Origin of the sequence: Cryobacterium sp. TMT2-17-1 (genome assembly GCF_004402765.1) — a bacterium.
GTDB lineage: Bacteria > Actinomycetota > Actinomycetes > Actinomycetales > Microbacteriaceae > Cryobacterium > Cryobacterium sandaracinum.
Window position 1 is genome coordinate 13,325 of record NZ_SOGC01000039.1, and the last position, 19,582, is coordinate 32,906.

Below are 19,582 nucleotides of genomic sequence, written 5' to 3' on the forward strand. Positions count from 1 at the left end.
CGACGGAGATTTTGCCCATAAACCCTGTTTTCGGCCTCAAACCGACTCTTTTCGGCAAAATCTCCGTCGAATTGGTTCATACCGGGGCTACCGGGTGACGGCGGCGCGCAGGGGCGCGTTCGCGAAAGCGCGCATGCCCTCCTCGAATGAAATGCTGGGTGCCCAGTCCAGTTCGCGGCGGAGTCGCCCCGAGGAGGCAGTGATGTGGCGCACATCGCCGAGCCGGAATTGCCCGGTGACGACGGGGGTCGGTCCGTCGGTGGCCACGCTGAGGGCCGCGGCCATCTCGCCGATGGTGTGCACGACGCCGCTGCCCACGTTGAAGGGGCGGAAAGTGGACGGCTCGATGCCGGCGGTCCAGTCGAGCGCGGCGAGGTTGGCCGAGGCGACGTCGGCGACGTGCACGAAGTCGCGACGCTGGCCGCCGTCTTCGTAGACCCGTGGGGCCTCGCCGCGTTCCAGCGCCGAGCGGAACAACGACGCGACACCCGCGTAGGGCGTGTTCTGCGGCATCCCCGGCCCGTAGACGTTGTGGTAACGGAGCGCCGCGGCCCGGCCTCCGGTGGCGCGGGCCCATGCCGACGCGAGGTATTCCTGTCCCAGCTTGGTGCTCGCGTAGACGTTGCGCGGGTCGAGCGGGTCGTCCTCGGAGATGAGCAGTGGCTCGAGGGCCTCACCGGTGGCCTCATCGACGGGGTCGAACACGCCTCGCAGCAGATCGGCCTCGCGGCGCGGTCCCGGACGCGTGAAACCCTCCGAGCCGCGGTAGCTTCCCTCCCCGTAGACCACCATCGAGGAGGCCAGCACGAACCGGTTGATCCCGGCCTCGGTCATCACCGCGAGCAGAACGGCCGTGCCGACCTCGTTGCTGTGCACATAGTCGGGGGCGTCGGCGAAGTCCACGCCGAGGCCGACCTTCGCGGCCTGGTGACAGACGGCATCCGTGTCGCGGAGAGCGAGCGCGACGACGGATGCGTCGGTCACGTCGCCGACGATCACGTCAACACCGTTCGGCAGCACCGGGAGTCCACCGTGCACGTCACTGCGGAGGGAATCGAGCACCCGTACCTGCCAGCCGCGGGCGAGCGCGTCCCGGACGATCGCGCCGCCGATGAAACCGGCCCCACCCGTGACGAGCAGGCGCCGGGTCACGCGTCGGCTCCGGCCGGCGCGGCAGGGGCAGGTGCAGGACGACGATCGAGCACGACGCCGACCTGCTCGGGGGCGATCAGCTCGCGAGGGGAGAAATTCTCGGGCAGGGCACGCAGGATGCCGTCGATCGCGGCCAGGATCCGCGGCTGGGCGGCCCGGAGACGCGTGAAGACCAGGCTGGCGGAAACGGTATCCGGGTCGGCCTCGACCTCGGCCTGAGGTGTGTCGATCTGAGCGGTGTCGGTTTGAACGGTGGGCACCGGGGCCAGGCCTGCGTCGGCGTCGGTGACGAAGGAGAGATTGACCGTGCCCATGTTGAGTTCGGCGGCCAGGACGACCTCCGGGTACTGCGTCATGTTGACGGTGTGCGCGCCCGCGGCGCGGAACCAGAGCGATTCCGCCCGGGTGGAGAACCGCGGGCCCTGAATCACGACGCAGGTGCCGGTGGGTGCGAAGTTCTCCTCCAGCGTCGCGAGCGCGCCGATCGCGAGGCGGCGCAACTCCGGATCGAACGGGTCGGCCGCGGCCAGGTGCGCGACCGTGCCCTGGTCGTAGAAGGTGTCGGCACGGCCCGAGGTGCGGTCGATGAACTGGTCGGTCACCACCAGCATCCCCGGCGGGTATGCGGGGCTGACGCCGCCGACGGCCGACGAGGAGATGATGGCCTTCACGCCCAGCGACGCGAGCGCCCAGATGTTGGCCCGATAGTTGATCAGGTGCGGCGCCACCGAATGGTCGCCGCCGTGCCGGGCCAGGAAGGCGACCCGCCGGCCGGCCCGCAATCCGATGGAGATCGACGCCGAGGGAGGGCCATAGGGCGTGATGATGTCGACGGATGTCTCGGTGCCGGCGTCGAAGAGCCGGTACAGTCCGGACCCGCCGATGACGGCGACGCCCACGTCGGCGGTGCTGGTGGTGCTAGTGGTGGTGCTGGTGGTCTCGATCACGGGATCTCCAGAGGTTGGAAGACGGTTAGCGGGGGTAGACCCGGATCGGGGCCGCCAGCGGCCCGGCCTGGCTCAGCGGGAATGCCGCGAGCAGCCCGTCGCCCGCGTAGGCCACCGAAGCCACGGTCGAGGTGCCGCCGGACACGAGGTAGCGCTGCGACTGCTCCAACGGCATCGTGGCCGAGCCGCCGGCCGGCACCGCCACTGTGCTGGATGTGCCATTGTCGGGGGTGGCCGTGTAGGTGGCGTCGACGGTGCCCATGTTGACCAGGTTGAGTTGCGGGGACGGGCCGTCGGCGGCGGCCACCAGGAACTCGTCGGCGAGAGCGTCGGACGACGCGAACCAGGCGAAGTCGCGGCCTGCGGAACCCGCCGCGGAACTCTGCGCCGCGGCCACGATCGGCTCGCTGGCGGTCAGTTCCAGCGAGTAGGTACCGGGCACGAGCCCGGTCAGGGGCACCTCGGTGGCAACCCCCGGCTGGATGTCGACCTGGACCGAGGCCCCGGCCGCCTGGCCGGTCGCACCGGTCACACCGACCTGGACCGTCGCCGCCACCGTTCCGGGAACAAGCACCCGCACCGAGGTGACGTCGTCACTAAGACCGCCGACCTCGTCGGGGGCATCCGATCCGGCAGCGTTGGAGACGATCACGCCGGCGATCGCCAGGGCTTCGGCGGGGCCGTTTGAGGGACCGAGGAGGTCGACGCCGCCGGGTTCCAGCCCGCGCACAATGCTCTGCTGCAGCGTGGCCGCCACCTGGCCGCCCTTGGATTGCACGTGCAGCACGGGTGAGCGGAGGTTGGGGGCCAGTCCGGCGAGGGAAACGACCCGCTGGGTGCCCGGCTGCACGAGGATTCCGGTGGAGCCGGGGGCATCCACCTGACCGGTCTCGCCGAACACGGCCAGGTCGACGGTGGCCACGACCGTGGTGGGGTTGCTGAGCAGCACGAGGCTGGTGCGGCCGATGTCGGTGGAACCGCCGACGAGCCAGCTATCACCGGCCGCCTCCCCGCAGCCCGCGACGGCCAGGCCACCGAGCGATTCGCCGCCCGCGATCTGGGACTGGCTGCCCGTGACCAGCGGTGCCGCCCCCGACCCGGGCGGGGTCGGCACGCGCAGCAACTGCGGTGCGCCGAACGATTCGGGGTTCGCGTTGTCCGGGGCCGCGATGGCTGTAACCTCCGGTTCGATCCACCCCGGCTCGCCCGACGCCGCATGGGCGCCGAAAACGGCTGCAGCGCTTCCGACGGAACTGGCTGCCTGTGCCTGGCTGGAATCCTCGGCCAGCACGAGGAGCGGCCCCGGGCAGACTCGTTGCTGCTCGCTCGGAGTCGGCGACACGATGATGGACGACGGCCCCTTCTCAAACATGGGCCAGGTGACGAGGGTTGCCGCGCCGACGGATGCGACGACGACGCCGAGACCGACCAATCCGGCCACCGCCCGCGCCCCGAGCAGGGCGATTCCGCCTTTACTGGGCATGGTCGTGCTCCTCCGAACGGGCGCCGATTTCCGTGTCAGGTCCGGAATCGGGTCCGGTACCGGAACCGGAACCGGAACCGACGTACGGTGACGTTCCAGGGACGGCTTCAGTCGACGTGACCGGTGCGGCTGTGTCGAAGGCGCCCGCCGCCGCGGGCGTGACGGCGCGCTCGGTGGAGGGCCGGAAGCCGGGCGCGGGCTTCCTACGGGCCGCCGCCTTGGCGATACGTTTGTTCTCTCTGGTGCGGGCCTTCGCCGTGTTGCGGATGGCGTCCCGGCTGGCCTGACGCACCGCCTCCGGCCCCGCACCGGTGGGGATCGACAGGAGCACGGTGGCCCCGACCACAAGCACGGCGATGACGAGGAACACCAGACCGAGGGTGCCGCCGGCGTTGGCCGGGATGGCGCCGTTGGCCGCGGTGGGGACCGGGGCATCCGTCACCTCGTACTGCCAGAGCCGGCCGAAGACCGTGTCTCCCACCGGTGCCAGGGCGGCGTTGCCGTCGAGGGCGGTCGTGGTGCGGCCGGCGGTCTCTTCTGCCGCGGGGGTGACCGGCGCCGTGTTTCCGGGACCGGCCGGTGCGACGGCGGCCGGTCGAAGCAGCACGAAACGGATGCCGAAGTCGGCCAGGCCGGCCGCGGCGTCGAGCCCGCTGCGCGAGGCGAGGTTTCCGGCCAAAGTGGCCAGCTCCTCCTCCCGCGGGCTGAGGGTCACGTCGGTGCTGCTGAGGGTGGACTGGGTGTTCAGGGTGGCGCCGGGACCGCGCACGATGGTGGCGAGGATGCCCCCGTCGGGTTGCGGCACGATCTGCAGGGTGCCGACCCGGGCATCCGTCTGCGCCTCGGCGCTGACGAACGCGGGCTGGGTGCGGTCGATGCCCTCGGCCACGACACTGGTGCCGAGGGGCAGGGCTGCGACCAGCGGCGCCACCACGATCACGAGCAGGGCGACCACGGTGACCGCCGGGGCGATGGCGAAGCGGCGCAGGCCGCGCAGGGCGAAGACGACCGCGCCGACCAGTCCGAGCCAGTACAGGCTGAGCCCGGCGCCGGCCCAGATGCCGACCGGCTGGCCGCCGACCGAGGAAAGGGAGAGCTGGCTGGCGGCGATGGCCGTGCCCGCACCGAGCAGGGCGGTCAGCAGCGCGAAGCTCGCGCCGCGGGCCCCAGGCAGGAAGAGGGCAAGGGCGCCGAGTACGGCCAGCGGGATCAGGAGCACCGGCACGAGCACGGACGCGTCGACACCGGGCAGCCCGAGCGTCTCGAGCAGCGGGGTCCACCCGCCGAGCTCACCGGACGGGAAGCCGAGCAACAGCTGCCACACCGAGACGTCGGGGGCGGGCAGAGGCAGGCCCGGGTCCGCCAGCAGGGCCAGCCAGTTGCCGCGCAGTCCCTGATTCCAGATCAGAGGTGCCGCGAGGGCGAGCGCCGGCAGAGGGATGCCGATGAACCGCATACCACTGCGCCCACTGAGCAGCATGGCGATCAGCCAGACCACCAGGAGCGCGGGCGCGAGCGACGGCGCCGCAGCCACGATGGCGGCGAACAGCAGGGCCGCGGAGCCGGACGCCGACCACGAGCGGGCGGCCATGAACCCGGCGAAGAACAGCCACGGCAGCAGCAGGTGCACGAGGATCGCAGCCGGACGCCCGGCAGCGAGGGCGCTGAGGAAGGTGGGCGACAGCATCCAGAGCACGGCGGCGATGGCGCGAATGGACGCGCGCTCGGAGAGGCGGGTCGCGGCAAGCCAGGCGCCGAGGGCGGCCAGCGGCAGGGCAAGGAAGTGGAGCAGGACGAGCGAGAAGGACGGCGCCCAGAAGGTGAGCGAGCCCAGCACCGCCAGCACCGTGGCGAATGGGTCGGCGCCGCCGACAAAGCCCAGGCCGATGTCGCGCCAGCCGTAGCCGATGCTCCCCCAGAGTTCGGCGGGGGTGTCCGACAGTGGCAGCAGCCCGCCGCCGGTGAGGGTGCGGGCGCCGATCAGAGGGCCCAGGACGATGAGGCCGGCCACCAGGGCGGCCAACACGGTCCACGCGCCGCCACCGGAGATGAAGCGGATTTCGGGCACCTCGCCGTTCACGCTGGTGAGGCTGGCCTCACGGCGGAGCGCCTGGCGGCGGCGCACCTCGACGGTGGGCACGCGCAGCGAGGCGATCGACGCCCAGCCCAGGGTGCGGGTGGCACCGAAGCGGCGCCGGGCAGCACTCACCCGCAGACCGCTGAAAGCCGCGGCGAACGCGGCGGAGTACTCACCCAGAATCGCCCCGGGTTCCTTCTGCAGCAACTGCCCGAACGAGCGCAGCACCGCGAGGGGAACCAGGGCCAGCCAGTGCAGAGGGATCATCCAGCGCGGGGAGTAGACAAGCCGGCGATGCAGCTGCGCGGCGCGCATGGCACGGAGGCGCTTGCGGCGCGCGCGGCCGCGGGAGGAGCCGCTGGTGCCGGCAACGCCGTCTCCGGCTGAGGCCACCTGAGCCGCGGCGACGCCGGAGACGCGGTAACCGGCCATCCGCACGCGCACACAGAAATCGAGGGAGTCGTCCGCGGACGGCAGGGCCGGGTCGAAGCCGCCGAGCTGCTGCCAGACGAGGTGGCGCACCAGCATGCCGCCGGCGCTCACAGCGAGCACGTCGCCCATTCCATCGTGCTGGCCCTGGTCGAGTTCGCTCTCCACCAGGGTGACGGTCGCACCGCCGGGCGTCAGGGACTGCCCGAATTCGTGGATATAGTCGCCGGCGTCCCAGTCCATGACCTTGGGACCGGCCACGGCAACGGATGGCGCAATCTCCAGTTCGCCGAGCAGGGCCGTCAGGGCGTCGGGTTCCGGCGCACTGTCCTGGGCGAGGAGCCACAGCATTTCGCTATCGGACTCGGCGGGCGCGATGACCCTCTCGGCCGTGACGATGGCCTCGCCGAAGCTGAGTCCGGCATCCGCTGAGATGAAGTGAGTCGGTGCGTAGGCAGCCAGAAGCGCGGCCGTAGTGTCGGTCGATCCGCAGTCGACCGTGATCACGACGTCGGGTTGACGTGTCTGGCGACTCAGCGCCTCGAGAGTGCGGTCGAGGTGCTTGGCGCCGTTACGGGCAACGAGGATGGCGGTGACTCTGGCATGCATATGGAGAACAGCCTAGATTGGTTCGGGCCCGATGAGGAGCAATGGGAGGGGCGAGCCTGAAAAACACTGCTTCGCCTCCGGTGCCGCAGCCGGCGTCGGGTCCGGATTCGCATGCCGTGGGTCGTTTTACGGCCCGTCTGAGGCCTAGCTGGCCCGCTTGCGCAGTTTGCGCCGTTCCCGCTCGGACAGGCCGCCCCAGATTCCGAACCGCTCGTCGTTGGCGAGCGCGTATTGCAGGCACTGGGTTTTCACCTCGCACGAGGAGCAGATCTTCTTGGCATCGCGGGTCGACCCTCCCTTTTCGGGGAAGAACGCCTCCGGATCGGTCTGCGCGCAGAGCGAGTCCGATTGCCACGACAGAAGATCGCCGTCGCCCACTTCCTTACGGACCCCGGGAACACCCAGACGAACCGGGTCAATGAACCAGTCCTCCGGTACCCCGGCACGAGACTCTGATAGCGCCATATCGTCATCCACCCCACTGCAAAATGTGCCCAAAATTACGCGTCAGCCCTAATTACAGCCGTGTAATTCCTTGCCGTCAAGTCGCTGATACTAAACCGTCAATATTTGTTGGAGGGTTTCGACTCGCCCAAGAGCGAAAATCGGTGCGATTTGATTGGTCACAACGCTGAGACGGATGCCGCCTGCCGCGATTCCCAGGCGCTTTGCACCATCTCCTCCAGGCTGTGGCGCATGGCCCAGTCCAGATCGCGGGCCGCGAGTTCGCCGGAGGCGACGATCCGGTCGGGGTCGCCCGCGCGGCGCGGACCGATCACGGGCGCGAAGTCGATGCCGGTGACGGCCGCCACGGTGGACATGATCTGCCCCACCGACACTCCGTCGCCGCTGCCGAGGTTGTAGACGGGCAGCACCGGCTCGCCGGCGTCCAGGTGCCGGGCCGCGGCCACGTGCGAGAGGGCCAGGTCTGCCACGTGGATGTAGTCCCGCACGCACGTTCCGTCGGCGGTGGCGTAGTCGTCGCCGTTGATGCTCGGGATGCGGCCCTCCATCAGCGCGTCGAAGACGAGGGGGAAGAGGTTGTGCGGGCTGGTGTCGCGCAGGTCGAGCGCTCCGGACCCGACCACGTTGAAGTAGCGCAGCGCCGTGTAGCGCAGTCCGGCGGCGACGGCCTGATCGCGCAGCAACCATTCGCCGATCAGTTTGGACTCACCGTAGGGAGATTCGGGGTTCTTCGGGGTTTCCTCGGTGACCAGGTCGGTGTGCGGGGTGCCGTAGACGGCCGCGCTCGAGGAGAACACCATCCGTTTGACCTCGCACTCCTGCATGACCGCCAGCAGGGTGGCCATGGCCGTGACGTTCTGCTCGTAGGTGTGCAGCGGGCGCTGCACCGAGACCCCGGCGTACTTGTAACCCGCGACGTGCACGACGCCGGTCACGGTGTGCTCGGCGAAGGTGCGCACCAGCAGCTCGCGGTCGAGGAGGGTGCCGCGCACAAACGGCACGTCGGCAGGCACGAATTCAGCGTGCCCGCTGGAGAGGTCGTCGATGACGACCACCTCGATGCCCTCTTTCAGGAAAGCACGAACGATGTGGGAACCGATGTATCCGGCACCTCCGGTGACAAGCCACGCCATCTGAACCTCGCAAGATCTGACGGCAATCAAGCACTGCCGCTCTGCAAGCCTAGCCTCGGTGGCGGGGCTGTCGCTGGTCGATCAGCGCGGCAGGTCGTCGGGGCGGGTCGCCCGGACGCCCGGCGCAGCCTGCCGCTGCCCGGCGCGAGTTCCCGGAGGGTGGCGGACGCGGGGGCGGGCAGGGTCGGGCAACGGATGGGGCCGTGATCGCGACGCGCGCGGGTGCGCCAGGCGGCTCGACCGCGAGCTGATCGGGTGCTCGCCGCGGCGCAGGGGCGACACCTGATGCGGGGGCCGGGAACCGACCCGGGCCCTAGCCGAGACGGTGGCGCGCCCGCAGCATCCGCTCGTGGAACGGCGGAAACGCTGCCGACGGCTCGCGCTGGTAGTCGTACTCCAGCGCCGTGACCATCGCCCGCACACACAACCCCCACTGTTTGCGAAGGAGCGTGTAGCTGAACCTCAGGGTGCGCCCGTTCTGGCTTGCAACCAGCAGATCGCGTTCCCGGTCGACCTCGAAGGCGATCGGATCGTCATGCCAGTCCTTCCCCTCGATCTCGACGAAGGTCGACGGCCCGATCTGGCCATCGAGATGCCCGACCCCGCTGACGAACGGTTGCGGAACGAAGGGGATGCCCGCGGCCAGGGCCTTGAGTCGGAATTCCGTTTCCCCACCCGCGGCGGCGCGTCCGTCGACCTCGTCACGCCAGGACTGAACCCGCAGCGGCGCGCGGGCGAAGATCCAGCCCAGGTCGTCGCGGATAATCCCGACGCCGTTTTCCTGGGCGCTGTGCAACGCGGCATCCAGACACACGATTGCGGTGACCCGGTCGTGGTTGTGCAGAATGCGCACCAGGGCCTCGTGCACGCTGGTACGCCACACGCAGTCGCCCCGTCCGTCGATCGCGTCGTCGCTCCACGTCACGCGACACCGCACACCGTCGAGCACATCCAGCCGTGCGCGCATGTCCGTCGGGCGCCGCAACCCGCGCGCGGCGCTGGGGACGCTGACGTGGAGCCTGCCGGTGGTCGGGGTCCAGATCCCGTAGGACTTCAGGCAGCTCAATCCGGCCAGCCGGCCTCCGATCCGGAACGCCTCGACGGCCGACGGCGGCGCCGACGGAACCGAGTACCAGCCCTTGCGCACCCGCACGACCGTTCCCCGGTTGACCTCGCCGCGGAGGTGCCCATCGCTCCAGCCTCGGGCGCGGAGTGCGGCGCGTTTGACGAAGAGTCCGTGGTCGAGGATGTCCCTGGTGAGTGAGCGCATGGCCCGCAGCCTCGCAGCGGAGTCGAACCCGCGCCGCGGCATCCGTCACCTTGGGGATAACACGCCGCCCCCACCGGGTCGGGGGCACCGTTTCCCGCCCGGACGCTACCGATCAGACCGCCCCAGCACCCCCGCGCTGCTGCGCGGAAGGGCGACCGCGAACGAATTCGACGGAGATTTTGCTCCGAACAGCGCACAAACCGGCAAATAGCGGGTTCGAGCGCAAAATCTCCGTCGAATTGGTGGGGAGCCAGGGCTAGGGGGTCGTGGCCAGGAAGACCTCGCCGACGCCGGCGAACGTGAGCGTGCCTTCGTCGGGCGTGATGTAGACGGACTCGCCGCGCTTGAGGGCGACGGATGCCCCCGCACCGGCCACCAGGAATCCCCCGGCCGTGCAGATGGCGATCGCGGGCCCCGTCAGCGTGAACTGCCGCATCGGCACTCCCGCGCGAGAAGCCGCAGCCGCATGAGCACCAGCACCCGCATCCCCGGGAGAAGCCGCAGCCGCAGGCGCGCCCGCACCCCCGGCTTCCGCCGCGATGTGCACGAGCACGAAGTCGTCCACGTCGGGTCGGTACTCCGAGACGCCCGGAGACGACAGCACGGGCGGAAGGTACGGCACGGGCAGCGGCGTGAATTCGAGCACCTCGAGCAGTTCGTCGACGTCGATGTGCTTGGGGCTCAGCCCGCCGCGCAGCACGTTGTCCGAGGCGGCCATCAGCTCCACACCGAGGCCGGACAGGTAGGCGTGGATGTTCCCGGCAGGCAGGTAGAGCACCTCGCCTCGGCGCAGCGACACCCGGTTCGTCAGCAGCGAGATCACGATGCCGGGATCCCCCGGGTAGGCACGGGCCAGGTCCCGCACGGTGGCGAGTTCGAGCGGGTAGTCGAGGATCGCGCCGCTCTCGGCCAGGTCGGCCGCGCTGACGGCGAGGGCAACCACCCGCTCGACCAGCCAGGCCACCTCGCCGGAATCGCCGCCGCGGCCGTCGCGCAACAACCAGTCGACGCAGTCGCGCAGTGCGTCGTCGCCGAGCAGGTGCCGCTCGAGCGCATCGAGCGCGCCGGGCTGCGGGTCGTCCGAGGCCACGTCGAGGGCGCGCAGCTCGCCCAGGATGCCGCGGATCTCGACCGGCTCGCGGAACCCACAGAGGGCCTCGAAGGTGTCGCTCAGGGCGAAAATCACCTCGGGCTTATGGAACGGGTCGCGGTAGTTGCGGTCCGCCGCATCCTGCGGAATACCGGCCGCGTTCTCCAGGCCGAAGCCGATCCGTGCCCGCTCCGCGGTCGGGTGCGCCTGCAGCGAGAGCGGTCCCGCGGCGGCGAGGATCTTCAGGAGATACGGCAACCGCGGAGCAGCGGGCGCGGCGAGCGCGGCGCCGAGGGCCTCCTCCGGGGCTGCGTGGATCCAGTCCAGGAGGGTGTGGTGGCCGCCGACCTGCTCGGGGTCGGTGATGACGCTCGGCGATCCCGGGTGTGCGCCCAGCCAGAGTTCGGCCTCAGCTGTGCCCGACGGATCGTAGCCGAGCAGACCCGCGATGGCGGTGGTCGAACCCCAGGCATAGTGCCGCGGCGTATTGGTGATGCCCACAAACATGGCGCTCTCCTGCACTCTTAGGTTTAGACCAAACTACCAACCGCTTGCGGCGTGCCGGTTCCGCGACCGTAGGCTGCGAACATCCGCCGACCGCCGCACGCCGGCCGTCGCCACCTTTGCAATGGAGCACCTGATGACCTTCGAGCTACTTCCCAGCGACTTCTACGGCTACGAGAATCTGCTGACCGATCAGGAGAAGACCGCGCTCGCCAATCTGCGCGCCTACCTCGAGTCCGACGTTCGGCCCATCGTGAACGGATGCTGGGAGCGCGCCGAGTTCCCGGCCGAGGTCATCCGGCCGCTGGCGGCGCTCGGGGCCTACTCCTTCGGCTGGCCTGAGACCCGGCCCTTCCAGAACTCCGCGGTGTTCCGCGGCTTCGTGGCCCTGGAGACGGCGCGCGTGGACGCATCCGTCGCCACGTTCGTCGGCGTGCAGAACGGCCTCGCCTGCGGAACCGTCTCGGCGACCGGCTCGCCGGAGCAACGCGACGAGTGGCTGCCGCGCCTGGCGAGCGGGGAGCTCGTGGGGGCATTCGGGCTGACCGAGCCGCTCTCCGGCTCGGACGCGGCGCAGGGACTGCGCACGACGGCCACCCGCACCGGCGACACTTGGCTTCTGAACGGCGCCAAGCGCTGGATCGGCAACGCCACCTTTTCCGACATCACCATCATCTGGGCGAAAGACACCGCCGACGGCATGGTCAAGGGCTTCATCGTGACCACCGACACCCCCGGCTACAGCGCCACCCGCATCGAGGGCAAGATCAGCCTGCGCTCGGTGCAGAACGCCGACATCGTGCTCGAGAACGTGATCGTGCCCGAAAAGAACCGGCTGCAGAACGCGAACTCGTTCAAGGACACCGCCAAGGTTCTGCGCCTGACCCGAGCCGAGGTGGCCTGGGCGGCCGTGGGAACGTCGATCGGCGCCTACGAGGCGGCCGTCGCGTACGCGAAGGAGCGCACGCAGTTCGGCAAGGAGATCGGCGGCCACCAGCTGGTGCAGGACCTGCTGGTGAAGTCGCTGGGCAACATCACCGCCAGCCTGGGCATGGTCGTGCGGGTCTCGCAGATGCTCGACGAGGGCAGCCAGCGCGACGAGCACGCCGCCCTGGCCAAGCTCTTCACGACTGCCCGGATGCGCGAAACGGTCGCCTGGTGCCGCGAACTATTCGGCGGCAACGGCATCGTGCTCTCGTACGATGTGGCGCGCTTCTTCTCCGACGCCGAGGCCGTCTACTCCTATGAGGGCACCCGGGAGATGAACACCCTGATCGTGGGGCGCAGCATCACCGGCCAGGCGGCCTTCGTCTAGGCGAGTCAGGGGCCGCGCCCGCCCTAGCCGCGAGCCCCGAGCCCCGAGCCCCGAACCGCGAGCCCCGAGCCCCGAACGAATTCGACGGAGATTTTGGCCAAACTAGTCCCCAGAACCCCGAAAAAGCGCTTTCACGGGAGAATCTCCGTCGAATTGGTTCAACGCCGAGCGGGCCCGACTCGCGTCGGGAGGCTACGCCAGCGTCAGGAAGAGCTTCTCCAGCTCCTCGACCGTGAGGGAGTTCTCCCCCTGCGGGTTGTCGAGGCACTCGCGCATCGCCGTGGAGACGATGACGAAACCGGCCTTGTCGAGGGCGCTGGACACGGCGGCGAGCTGAGTGACGACATCCTTGCAGCTGCCGCCGGCCTCGACGGCGGTGATGACCGCCGCGAGCTGGCCCTGGGCCCGGCGCAACCGGTTGAGGATCTTCTTCTGGTTCTGTTCCCCAGCGACGTCGGCAGCAGCGACGTCGGCAGCGGTAGCGGTGATTTCGGTCATGCCGGAATCCTTTCAGACTTGGCGGCGATGAGGGGCATCAGGCCGAGAGCGGTTTCGCCGGCGATCCAGGTGCGGTAGCCGCCGTCGAGGTTCTGCACGTCCAGCCCGTTCTGGCTCAAAATGCGTGCGGCCGTGTGCCCGCGCTGGCCCACCTGGCAGTGCACGATCACAGGTGCGTCGGGCAGCTCGGCCAGGCGGTCCCGCAGTTCGTCCACCGGAACGTTGATCGCGCCGGGAATGTTCCCGGCGGCGAACTCCGCCGCCGAGCGCACATCCACGAGCACCGCGCCCGCGGCCCGGGCGGCGGCCAGCTCGTGCCACTGCAGCGCACGCGTCGTTCCCGCGGCAAGGTTGTCGGCGACATAGCCGAGCTGGTTGATCGGGTCCTTCGCCGACGCGTACTGCGGCGCGTAAGCCAGCTCGAGGCGGGTGAGAGCGGATGCCGTCAGTCCGCCGGTCATCGCCGTCGCCAAGATGTCGATGCGCTTGTCGACGCCGCTGCCGCCGACGATCTGGGCGCCGAGGATGGCATCCGTCGCCGGGTCGACCAGGAGCTTCATCGACATGCCCTCGGCGCCGGGGTAGTAGGTGGCGTGCGACGCCGGGTGGGTGTGCACGACCCGGTGCGCGCGGCCGCGCTGCACGAGACGCTTCTCGCTCCAGCCGACCATGGCCGCCGTCAGGCCGAAGATGCCGAGGATGGCGGTTCCGAGCACCGGGGAGGCCGACGCGGGCTCGCCGGCGATGCTGTCGGCGGCCGCCCGGCCGTGCCGGTTTGCGAGGCCGGCCATGGTGATCAGGATGCCGCTGTCGTCGACGGCGTCGATCTTCTCGACGCCGTCGCCGACCGCGTAGATCGACGGGTCGTTGGTCTGCTGACTGCCATCGACGGCGATACCGCCGCTCGCGCCGATCGTGATGCCCGCCCGGGCGGCGAGCGAGGTGTCGGGGAGCACGCCGACGGAGTCGATGACGAGGTCGGCCGGAACGACGGATCCGTCGCTGAGCTTGACTCCCGCGTCGGCGGCGGCGACGACGGTCGTGTTCAGGCGTACGTCAACGCCCCGCAAGAGCAGCTCGTCGAAGATCGGCGCGGCCATCTCGGCGTCGAAGGGCCCGAAGACCTGGGAGCCGAACTCGACCAGGGTCACGTGCACGCCGCGGCGAACGAGGTTTTCGACGGCCTCCAAGCCGATGAACCCGGCGCCGATGACGACGGCGGAGGCCTGACCCGTGACGCCGGCCAGCAGAGCGGTGATGTGGTCGACGTCGTCGACCGTGCGCAGGGTGCGAGTGGCGAGGCCGGCCGGGGTGATCCCGGTTCGGGCCGTCGCTCCGGCAGCCAGGATGAGGCGGTCGTACGTCTCGGTGATCTCGGCGCCGGTCTGCGTTTGGCGCACGGAGACCGTCTTCGCCTCCCGGTCGATCGCCGTGACCTCGTGGTCGACGCGCACGTCGAGGCGGAAGCGGGCCCCGAGGGATGCCGGGGTCTGGAGTAAAAGATTGCTGCGGTCCGTGATCACGCCGCCCACGTAATAGGGAAGTCCGCAGTTTGCGAACGAGACATAGTGGCCGCGTTCAAATACAATGATGTCTGCCGTCTCGTCCAGCCGACGCAACCGCGTCGCCGCCGACATTCCGCCCGCAACTCCACCAACAATGATCGTTTTCATTCGAACCTCCGGAATAAGTATACCCCAGGGGGTATAGAAAATGATCGGTGACCGCCCCGGCACGCTTTAGCCTTAGACACATGCCCGCCGTCCAGAGCCGATTCGTCGTTCGCACCTTCGCGACGCTCGTCTTTTTCTCCGTCCTGGCCGGCCAGTTCTGGCGCAGCCTGTTCGGCTGGTGGGGCTACGGCGCGATCGCGCTGGTCATCGTCGTGAGCAGCGTCGTCGCCCTCGTCACATTGAACCCGGACTGGATGTGGTCGCGGTTCCCGAAATCGCTCATCGCCTTCCTCGGTCTGGCCACCCTGTCGCTGGCCTGGTCGTTCTACCTCGGCGCCTCCCTGATCGGAGTCACCCTGCAGTGGGCAACCACGCTGGCCGCATTGTTCCTCGCCCTGTGCCTGAGTTGGGCAGAGCTGCTGCGCACGCTCGCCGCCGCACTGCGCTGGATCCTCGCCCTGTCCCTCGCCTTCGAGCTCATCGTCGCCCTGTTCGTGCGGCAGGCCGTGCTCCCCTTCTGGGTCGACTACGGCACCCGCAACGTGCCGGAGTCGTACTACTGGACCCGCGGTATCCTGCTGCAGGGCGGGCCAATCGAGGGCATCGTCGCCAACCGCAATTTGCTCGGGTTCGTGGCACTGATCGCCGTGATCGTCTTCGCCGTTCAGCTCGCCGCCGGCACCGTGAGCCGCAACTGGGGTCTGGCGTGGCTGGGCCTCGGGGTGTTCGTGCTGCTGCTGACCCGGTCCGCGACCGTGACGCTTGCTGCTGCCGCCGTCGCCGCAGCGCTGCTTTTCGCCCTCTGGGCCCGCCGCCGGCTCCCCGAGGGGCGCCGGCCGGTGTACCTGGTGGCCGGGGCATCCGTGGTCGTCGGCGGTGTCGGCCTGGTGGCCCTCACGCCGCAGCTCCTCGCCCTGCTCGGCAAATCCGCCGACCTCACCGGCCGCCTCGACATCTGGCGCAGCGTGGCCGGGCTGGCCGCCGAGCGCCCGGTGTTCGGCTGGGGGTGGGTGAGCTACTGGGCCCCCTGGGTCGAACCCTTCGAGGGTCTCGCCGTGCGCCGCGGCGTCGTCTACCTTCAGGCGCACAACGCCTGGCTCGACGTCTGGCTTCAGCTGGGCGTCCTCGGGCTGATCATCTTCGCCGCCGCCGTTTTCTCCACGCTGTGGCGCTGCTGGTTCCTCGCGGTCGACCGGCCCAGGCGCGCCCTCGCCGACACGGAACCCTACGCGGCCTCCGCCCTGCTCCCGCTGCTGCTCCTGGTAGCCCTGATCGCCCAGAGCCTGGCCGAAAGCCGCATCCTGATCGAGTCCGGCTGGCTGCTGCTGGTCGTGCTCGCCGTGATCACGAAGCGACAGCAGGCAACCAATCAACGGATGCCTTAGGCGGTAGCGTGGGAACGTCATGACCTACCGCGCGTATCCCCCCGCCGTGCCGGACCAGTTCACACGGCTGTTCGCCTCCCCCAAGTTCGCCTCCTCGCTGGCGCTGGTCATCATCGGCTTCGCCTTTTCGACCACTGCCCTGCGCGCCGTGATCGGCCCGCCCGGCGTCGTCGGCATTCTCGTGGGCCTCGTCGTGCTGGCCGCGTTCTCGCTCACCGCCCGCTGGGCCGGCGTCGACTGGCACGGGCTCCTGCCGATCTCGATCATGGTCTTCGTGGGCTGGTGTGCCCTGTCGGTGCTGTGGTCCAGCTACCCGCTGCACACCCTCAGCGCCTCGCTCTACCAGCTCGCCTTCACCTTTTTGGCCATCTACATCGCCCTGGCCCGCGACACCATCCAGGTCGTGCGCGCCACCGGCGACGTGCTGCGGGTGCTGCTCGGAGTGTCCCTGGCTCTGGAGGTGCTCTCCGGCCTGCTGCTCGACACGCCCTTCGTCTTCCTCGGCATCCAGGGCAACATCGACTCTTTCGGGCCCGTGCAGGGCCTCTTCGGCTCCCGCAACGTGTTTGGGTTGGTCTCGCTGATCGCGGCGGTCACTTTCGCGGTCGAGCTGCGGTCCCGGTCGGTGCGGCGCGGGCTCGGCATCGGCTCCATCGCCCTGGCCGTGTTCGGCCTGCTACTCACCCGCTCCCCCGTCATCCTCGTGGTGGCCCTGTTCGTGGGCCTCGCCGCGCTGGCGCTGATCTGGCTGCGCGCCACGCCCGCCGCGAACCGGTGGCTGCTACAGATCGGGCTGCTCGGCGGCACCGTCGTGGCCGGCATCATCGCGATTGCGGCCCGCGCGCGCATCACCGACCAGCTGAACGCGGGCAGCGAGTTCGAGGCCCGCACCACACTCTGGGGCGAAATCTGGCGTCTGGCCATGCTGAACCCGCTCGAGGGCTGGGGCTGGGCCGGTCTCTGGCCCATCGACGTCACGCCCTACGGCTGGCTCAGCTTCGTCACCGGGCGCCCGCAGGCCTCCGCGCTGAACGCGTTCCTCGACGTCTACTTCCAGGTCGGCCTGGTCGGCCTCCTGTCGTTCCTCGCGCTCGTGACGCTCGCCTTCTGGCGGTCGTGGCTGCTCGCCTCGGACAAACGCTCGATAGTCTATGTCTGGTCGCCGCTGGTGCTGGTGACCCTGCTGGTCACCTCGGCGGCCGAAAGCACTGTTCTGGTCGACTTCGGCTGGCTGCTGCTGCTGATCTGCGCCGTGAAGGCCGCGCAGGGCAAGAGCTGGCGCAGCCTGTTGCAGCCCACCCCGCACCGGCACCCGGAGAACTGAGCAAGGGCCAACCCGAGCGAAAGCTCAGACCGGCTGCACCAGGTCGCGCAGCATGTCCTGCAGGCCGAGGCCGAAGCGACGGTAGTCGCCGGCACGCCAGCCCGCGAAAACGGACGCGACCCGGGCCGCGCGCAGGGCCGGAAGGGTGCTGCGCCGGCGTTCGTGGGCCAGCTTGGCGTCGATCAGGGCGAGCGTTCCGGCTGCCGGCGCAGGCTGCAGCTGCGCCGCCCGCGCCTGCAGCGCCTGAGCTCGGGCCAGCAAACGGGCGTTGCGCGCCGTGCGCGGCGCCCGCAGCCGGCCAAGCCTGCCGGCCGCGTCGAGGCTGGAGGCGCCGATCTGGTTACCTGCGTGCTGGCGGTAGTCCAGCAGCGGGATTTCAAGCAGGTCGACCTCGCCGGTCGCGGCGGCAACGATCGCCAGCCATTCGTCGTGCACCCACGCCGCCGGAAACGGTCGTGCACGCTGCACCAGCCCGCGGCGCAGCATCACGGTGGCGCCGGTTACGATGTTGCGGCGCAGCAGGATGTCGAAGGCGTTCCCCTCATGCTCCGCGGCACGCTCCGCGGCGGTGACCCCCAGGGTGGCGAGCAAGGTGCGGCCCGTCGGCAGGCCCGCCTCGTCGACGAGTCGGGCATCCGTATGCAGCAGTTGCAGGTCCGGGCGAGCCCGGAACTCGGCGATCAGCAGGGCCAGCCGCTCCGGGGGCCACACGTCATCCTGGTCGCTGAGCGCGATCAGCTCGCCCGTGCAGTCAGTGAGCGCCTGCTCGAAGTTCGCGGTGACGCCCAGCGGCGCAGAGTTGCGGATCAGGCGCAGGGTCACGGCCTGCCGCGGATGCTCTACCTTCCAAGCGGCGAAGACGCTTTCCACCTCAGCCGGGGTGTCGTCAGTGGAGCCGTCGTCGGAGACGACGATCTCGTCGGCGGGCGCGGTCTGGCCGAGGATGCTGCGCAGCTGCTCCTCGATGAACGCGGAGCCGTTGTAGGTGCAGAGGGCCACGGACACGCGCGGCAGGGATGCCGCGGGCGCGCGCGACGAGGAAGCGGTGGAGCGAGCCATCAGCGTCGCTTCAGGCCGACCGACAGCACGCCGAGGAAGAGGCCGCCCATGACCGTCTGCGAGCCCAGCATCATCAGTAGGGCAGATGGGATGGCCACCCGCACGGTGGCACCGGCCTCAAGCGCGCCATAACCGCCCGCCGCCCAGCCGATCAGCTGCGACAAGGCTATGCCCAGGCCGATCAGGAACAGCACGACCCCGAGGATCGCACCGCTCTCGAGGCTGATGCGTTTCTCGAGCCGTTCGAAGTTGCGGCTGCGGGGGATGCGGAACCCCTCGTGCTGGGCGTAGATCTTGGTGAGCAGGGCGAACAGGAAGGCCTGGTAGCCGACGACCGCCATTGCGGCCAGGTAGATCTGACTGGAGTAGGTGAAGCCCACCTCCCCCACCACGACGGGTCCGAAGCCGAGCAGCACGGTGCCGACCAGGCCGATCAGGAACGCGGAGATGCCGGGGATCAGGAACAGCCAGCGCGGGCTGAAGATGAGCAGGAACCGCAGGTGCCGCCAGCCGTCCCGCCAGCTGCGCAGGTGCGGCGGCCGGCTGCGGCCGTCCTTCTTGAGCGTGGTCGGCACTTCGCTCACCCGGGACCCACCGAGTGTGGACTTGACCACCATCTCGCTGGCGAACTCCATGCCCGAGGTCTGCAAGTGCAGGGCAAGCATCGACTGGCGGTTGAAGCCGCGCAGCCCGCAGTGGAAATCCTTGATCGGGGAACGGAACAGGGAGCGCCCGATCCACGACAGCACCGGGTTTCCGAGGTACCGGTGCAGCGGCGGCATGGCGCCGGGTTCGATGCCTCCGCGAAAGCGGTTGCCCATGACCAGTTCATCGCTCGCACGCAGCCGCTCAACGAAACCGTCGAGTTCGCTGAAGTCGTAGCTGTCGTCGGCGTCACCCATGATGACGAAGGTGCCCTGGGCGGCCTCCATGCCTACGATGAGAGCGCTGCCATAGCCTTTTTCCGTGACATTCACGACCCGGGCCCCGTGCGCCTCGGCGATCTGCTGCGACCCGTCAGTGCTACCGTTGTCGGCGATCAGGACCTCACCGGTGATGCCGCTTCGCCGCAGATATCCCTGGGCCTTGTCGATGCAGATCGCAAGCGTCTCGGCCTCATTGAGGCACGGCATCAGGATCGAAAGTTCAATGGTTGCGGTGATTGTCAT

General features: G+C 69.5%; 15 protein-coding genes. 3 read left to right on the plus strand and 12 right to left on the minus strand.

What is annotated here, in order from left to right; translation table 11 throughout:
* Positions 1 to 87 precede the first annotated feature (87 nt).
* The 8 genes from E3O47_RS10955 to manA form a co-directional block, all read right to left on the minus strand.
* Entirely contained in the window at positions 88 to 1,152 is a 1,065-nt protein-coding gene (locus E3O47_RS10955; RefSeq protein ID WP_134401196.1) for an NAD-dependent epimerase/dehydratase family protein, read from the minus strand.
* Positions 1,149 to 2,099, minus strand: coding sequence for an MTAP family purine nucleoside phosphorylase (locus E3O47_RS10960; protein ID WP_134401197.1), 951 nt, complete (start codon positions 2,097 to 2,099; stop codon positions 1,149 to 1,151). Before E3O47_RS10960 ends, E3O47_RS10955 begins: the two co-directional genes overlap by 4 nt.
* A 25-nt stretch (positions 2,100 to 2,124) precedes the next feature.
* Positions 2,125 to 3,582: a DUF5719 family protein gene (locus E3O47_RS10965; RefSeq protein WP_134420507.1), complete on the minus strand. Its 1,458-nt coding sequence runs from the start codon at positions 3,580 to 3,582 to the stop codon at positions 2,125 to 2,127.
* On the minus strand, positions 3,572 to 6,697 hold the full coding sequence (locus E3O47_RS10970) for a glycosyltransferase (RefSeq protein ID WP_134420509.1): 3,126 nt from the start codon (positions 6,695 to 6,697) through the stop codon (positions 3,572 to 3,574). The genes E3O47_RS10965 and E3O47_RS10970 overlap by 11 nt, the downstream gene beginning before the upstream one ends.
* Positions 6,698 to 6,841: 144 nt before the next feature.
* Positions 6,842 to 7,162 carry a WhiB family transcriptional regulator gene (locus E3O47_RS10975; RefSeq protein ID WP_134342688.1) on the minus strand — a complete coding sequence of 107 codons (321 nt, stop codon included), beginning with the start codon at positions 7,160 to 7,162 and terminating at the stop codon, positions 6,842 to 6,844.
* Between the two features lie 158 nt (positions 7,163 to 7,320).
* Positions 7,321 to 8,295 carry a UDP-glucose 4-epimerase GalE gene (gene galE / locus E3O47_RS10980; RefSeq protein WP_134342642.1) on the minus strand — a complete coding sequence of 325 codons (975 nt, stop codon included), beginning with the start codon at positions 8,293 to 8,295 and terminating at the stop codon, positions 7,321 to 7,323.
* A gap of 313 nt (positions 8,296 to 8,608) precedes the next feature.
* Entirely contained in the window at positions 8,609 to 9,565 is a 957-nt protein-coding gene (locus E3O47_RS10985; RefSeq protein ID WP_134401200.1) for a hypothetical protein, read from the minus strand.
* A gap of 256 nt (positions 9,566 to 9,821) precedes the next feature.
* Positions 9,822 to 11,162: a mannose-6-phosphate isomerase, class I gene (gene manA / locus E3O47_RS10990; RefSeq protein WP_134420511.1), complete on the minus strand. Its 1,341-nt coding sequence runs from the start codon at positions 11,160 to 11,162 to the stop codon at positions 9,822 to 9,824.
* 133 nt (positions 11,163 to 11,295) lie between these two features.
* Here manA and E3O47_RS10995 point away from each other — a divergent pair, with 133 nt between their 5' ends.
* Positions 11,296 to 12,474 carry an acyl-CoA dehydrogenase family protein gene (locus E3O47_RS10995; protein ID WP_134420513.1) on the plus strand — a complete coding sequence of 393 codons (1,179 nt, stop codon included), beginning with the start codon at positions 11,296 to 11,298 and terminating at the stop codon, positions 12,472 to 12,474.
* Between the two features lie 192 nt (positions 12,475 to 12,666).
* Here E3O47_RS10995 and E3O47_RS11000 read toward each other — a convergent pair whose 3' ends face one another.
* Both E3O47_RS11000 and E3O47_RS11005 read right to left on the minus strand, forming a co-directional pair.
* Complete coding sequence (locus E3O47_RS11000) at positions 12,667 to 12,972, minus strand: metal-sensitive transcriptional regulator (protein WP_104100304.1); 306 nt, start codon at positions 12,970 to 12,972, stop codon at positions 12,667 to 12,669.
* Entirely contained in the window at positions 12,969 to 14,645 is a 1,677-nt protein-coding gene (locus E3O47_RS11005; RefSeq protein WP_134420515.1) for an FAD-dependent oxidoreductase, read from the minus strand. The genes E3O47_RS11000 and E3O47_RS11005 overlap by 4 nt, the downstream gene beginning before the upstream one ends.
* Before the next feature lie 80 nt (positions 14,646 to 14,725).
* Here E3O47_RS11005 and E3O47_RS11010 point away from each other — a divergent pair, with 80 nt between their 5' ends.
* Positions 14,726 to 16,030 (plus strand): O-antigen ligase family protein, encoded by a 1,305-nt coding sequence (locus tag E3O47_RS11010; RefSeq protein WP_134420517.1) that lies wholly within the window; start codon positions 14,726 to 14,728, stop codon positions 16,028 to 16,030.
* Between the two features lie 19 nt (positions 16,031 to 16,049).
* Complete coding sequence (locus E3O47_RS11015) at positions 16,050 to 17,354, plus strand: O-antigen ligase family protein (protein WP_134401201.1); 1,305 nt, start codon at positions 16,050 to 16,052, stop codon at positions 17,352 to 17,354.
* 24 nt (positions 17,355 to 17,378) lie between these two features.
* Here E3O47_RS11015 and E3O47_RS11020 read toward each other — a convergent pair whose 3' ends face one another.
* Positions 17,379 to 18,413, minus strand: a complete 1,035-nt coding sequence (locus E3O47_RS11020; protein WP_134420519.1) for a glycosyltransferase family 2 protein — start codon at positions 18,411 to 18,413, stop codon at positions 17,379 to 17,381.
* Complete coding sequence (locus tag E3O47_RS11025) at positions 18,413 to 19,582, minus strand: glycosyltransferase family 2 protein (protein ID WP_241986180.1); 1,170 nt, start codon at positions 19,580 to 19,582, stop codon at positions 18,413 to 18,415. The genes E3O47_RS11020 and E3O47_RS11025 overlap by 1 nt, the downstream gene beginning before the upstream one ends.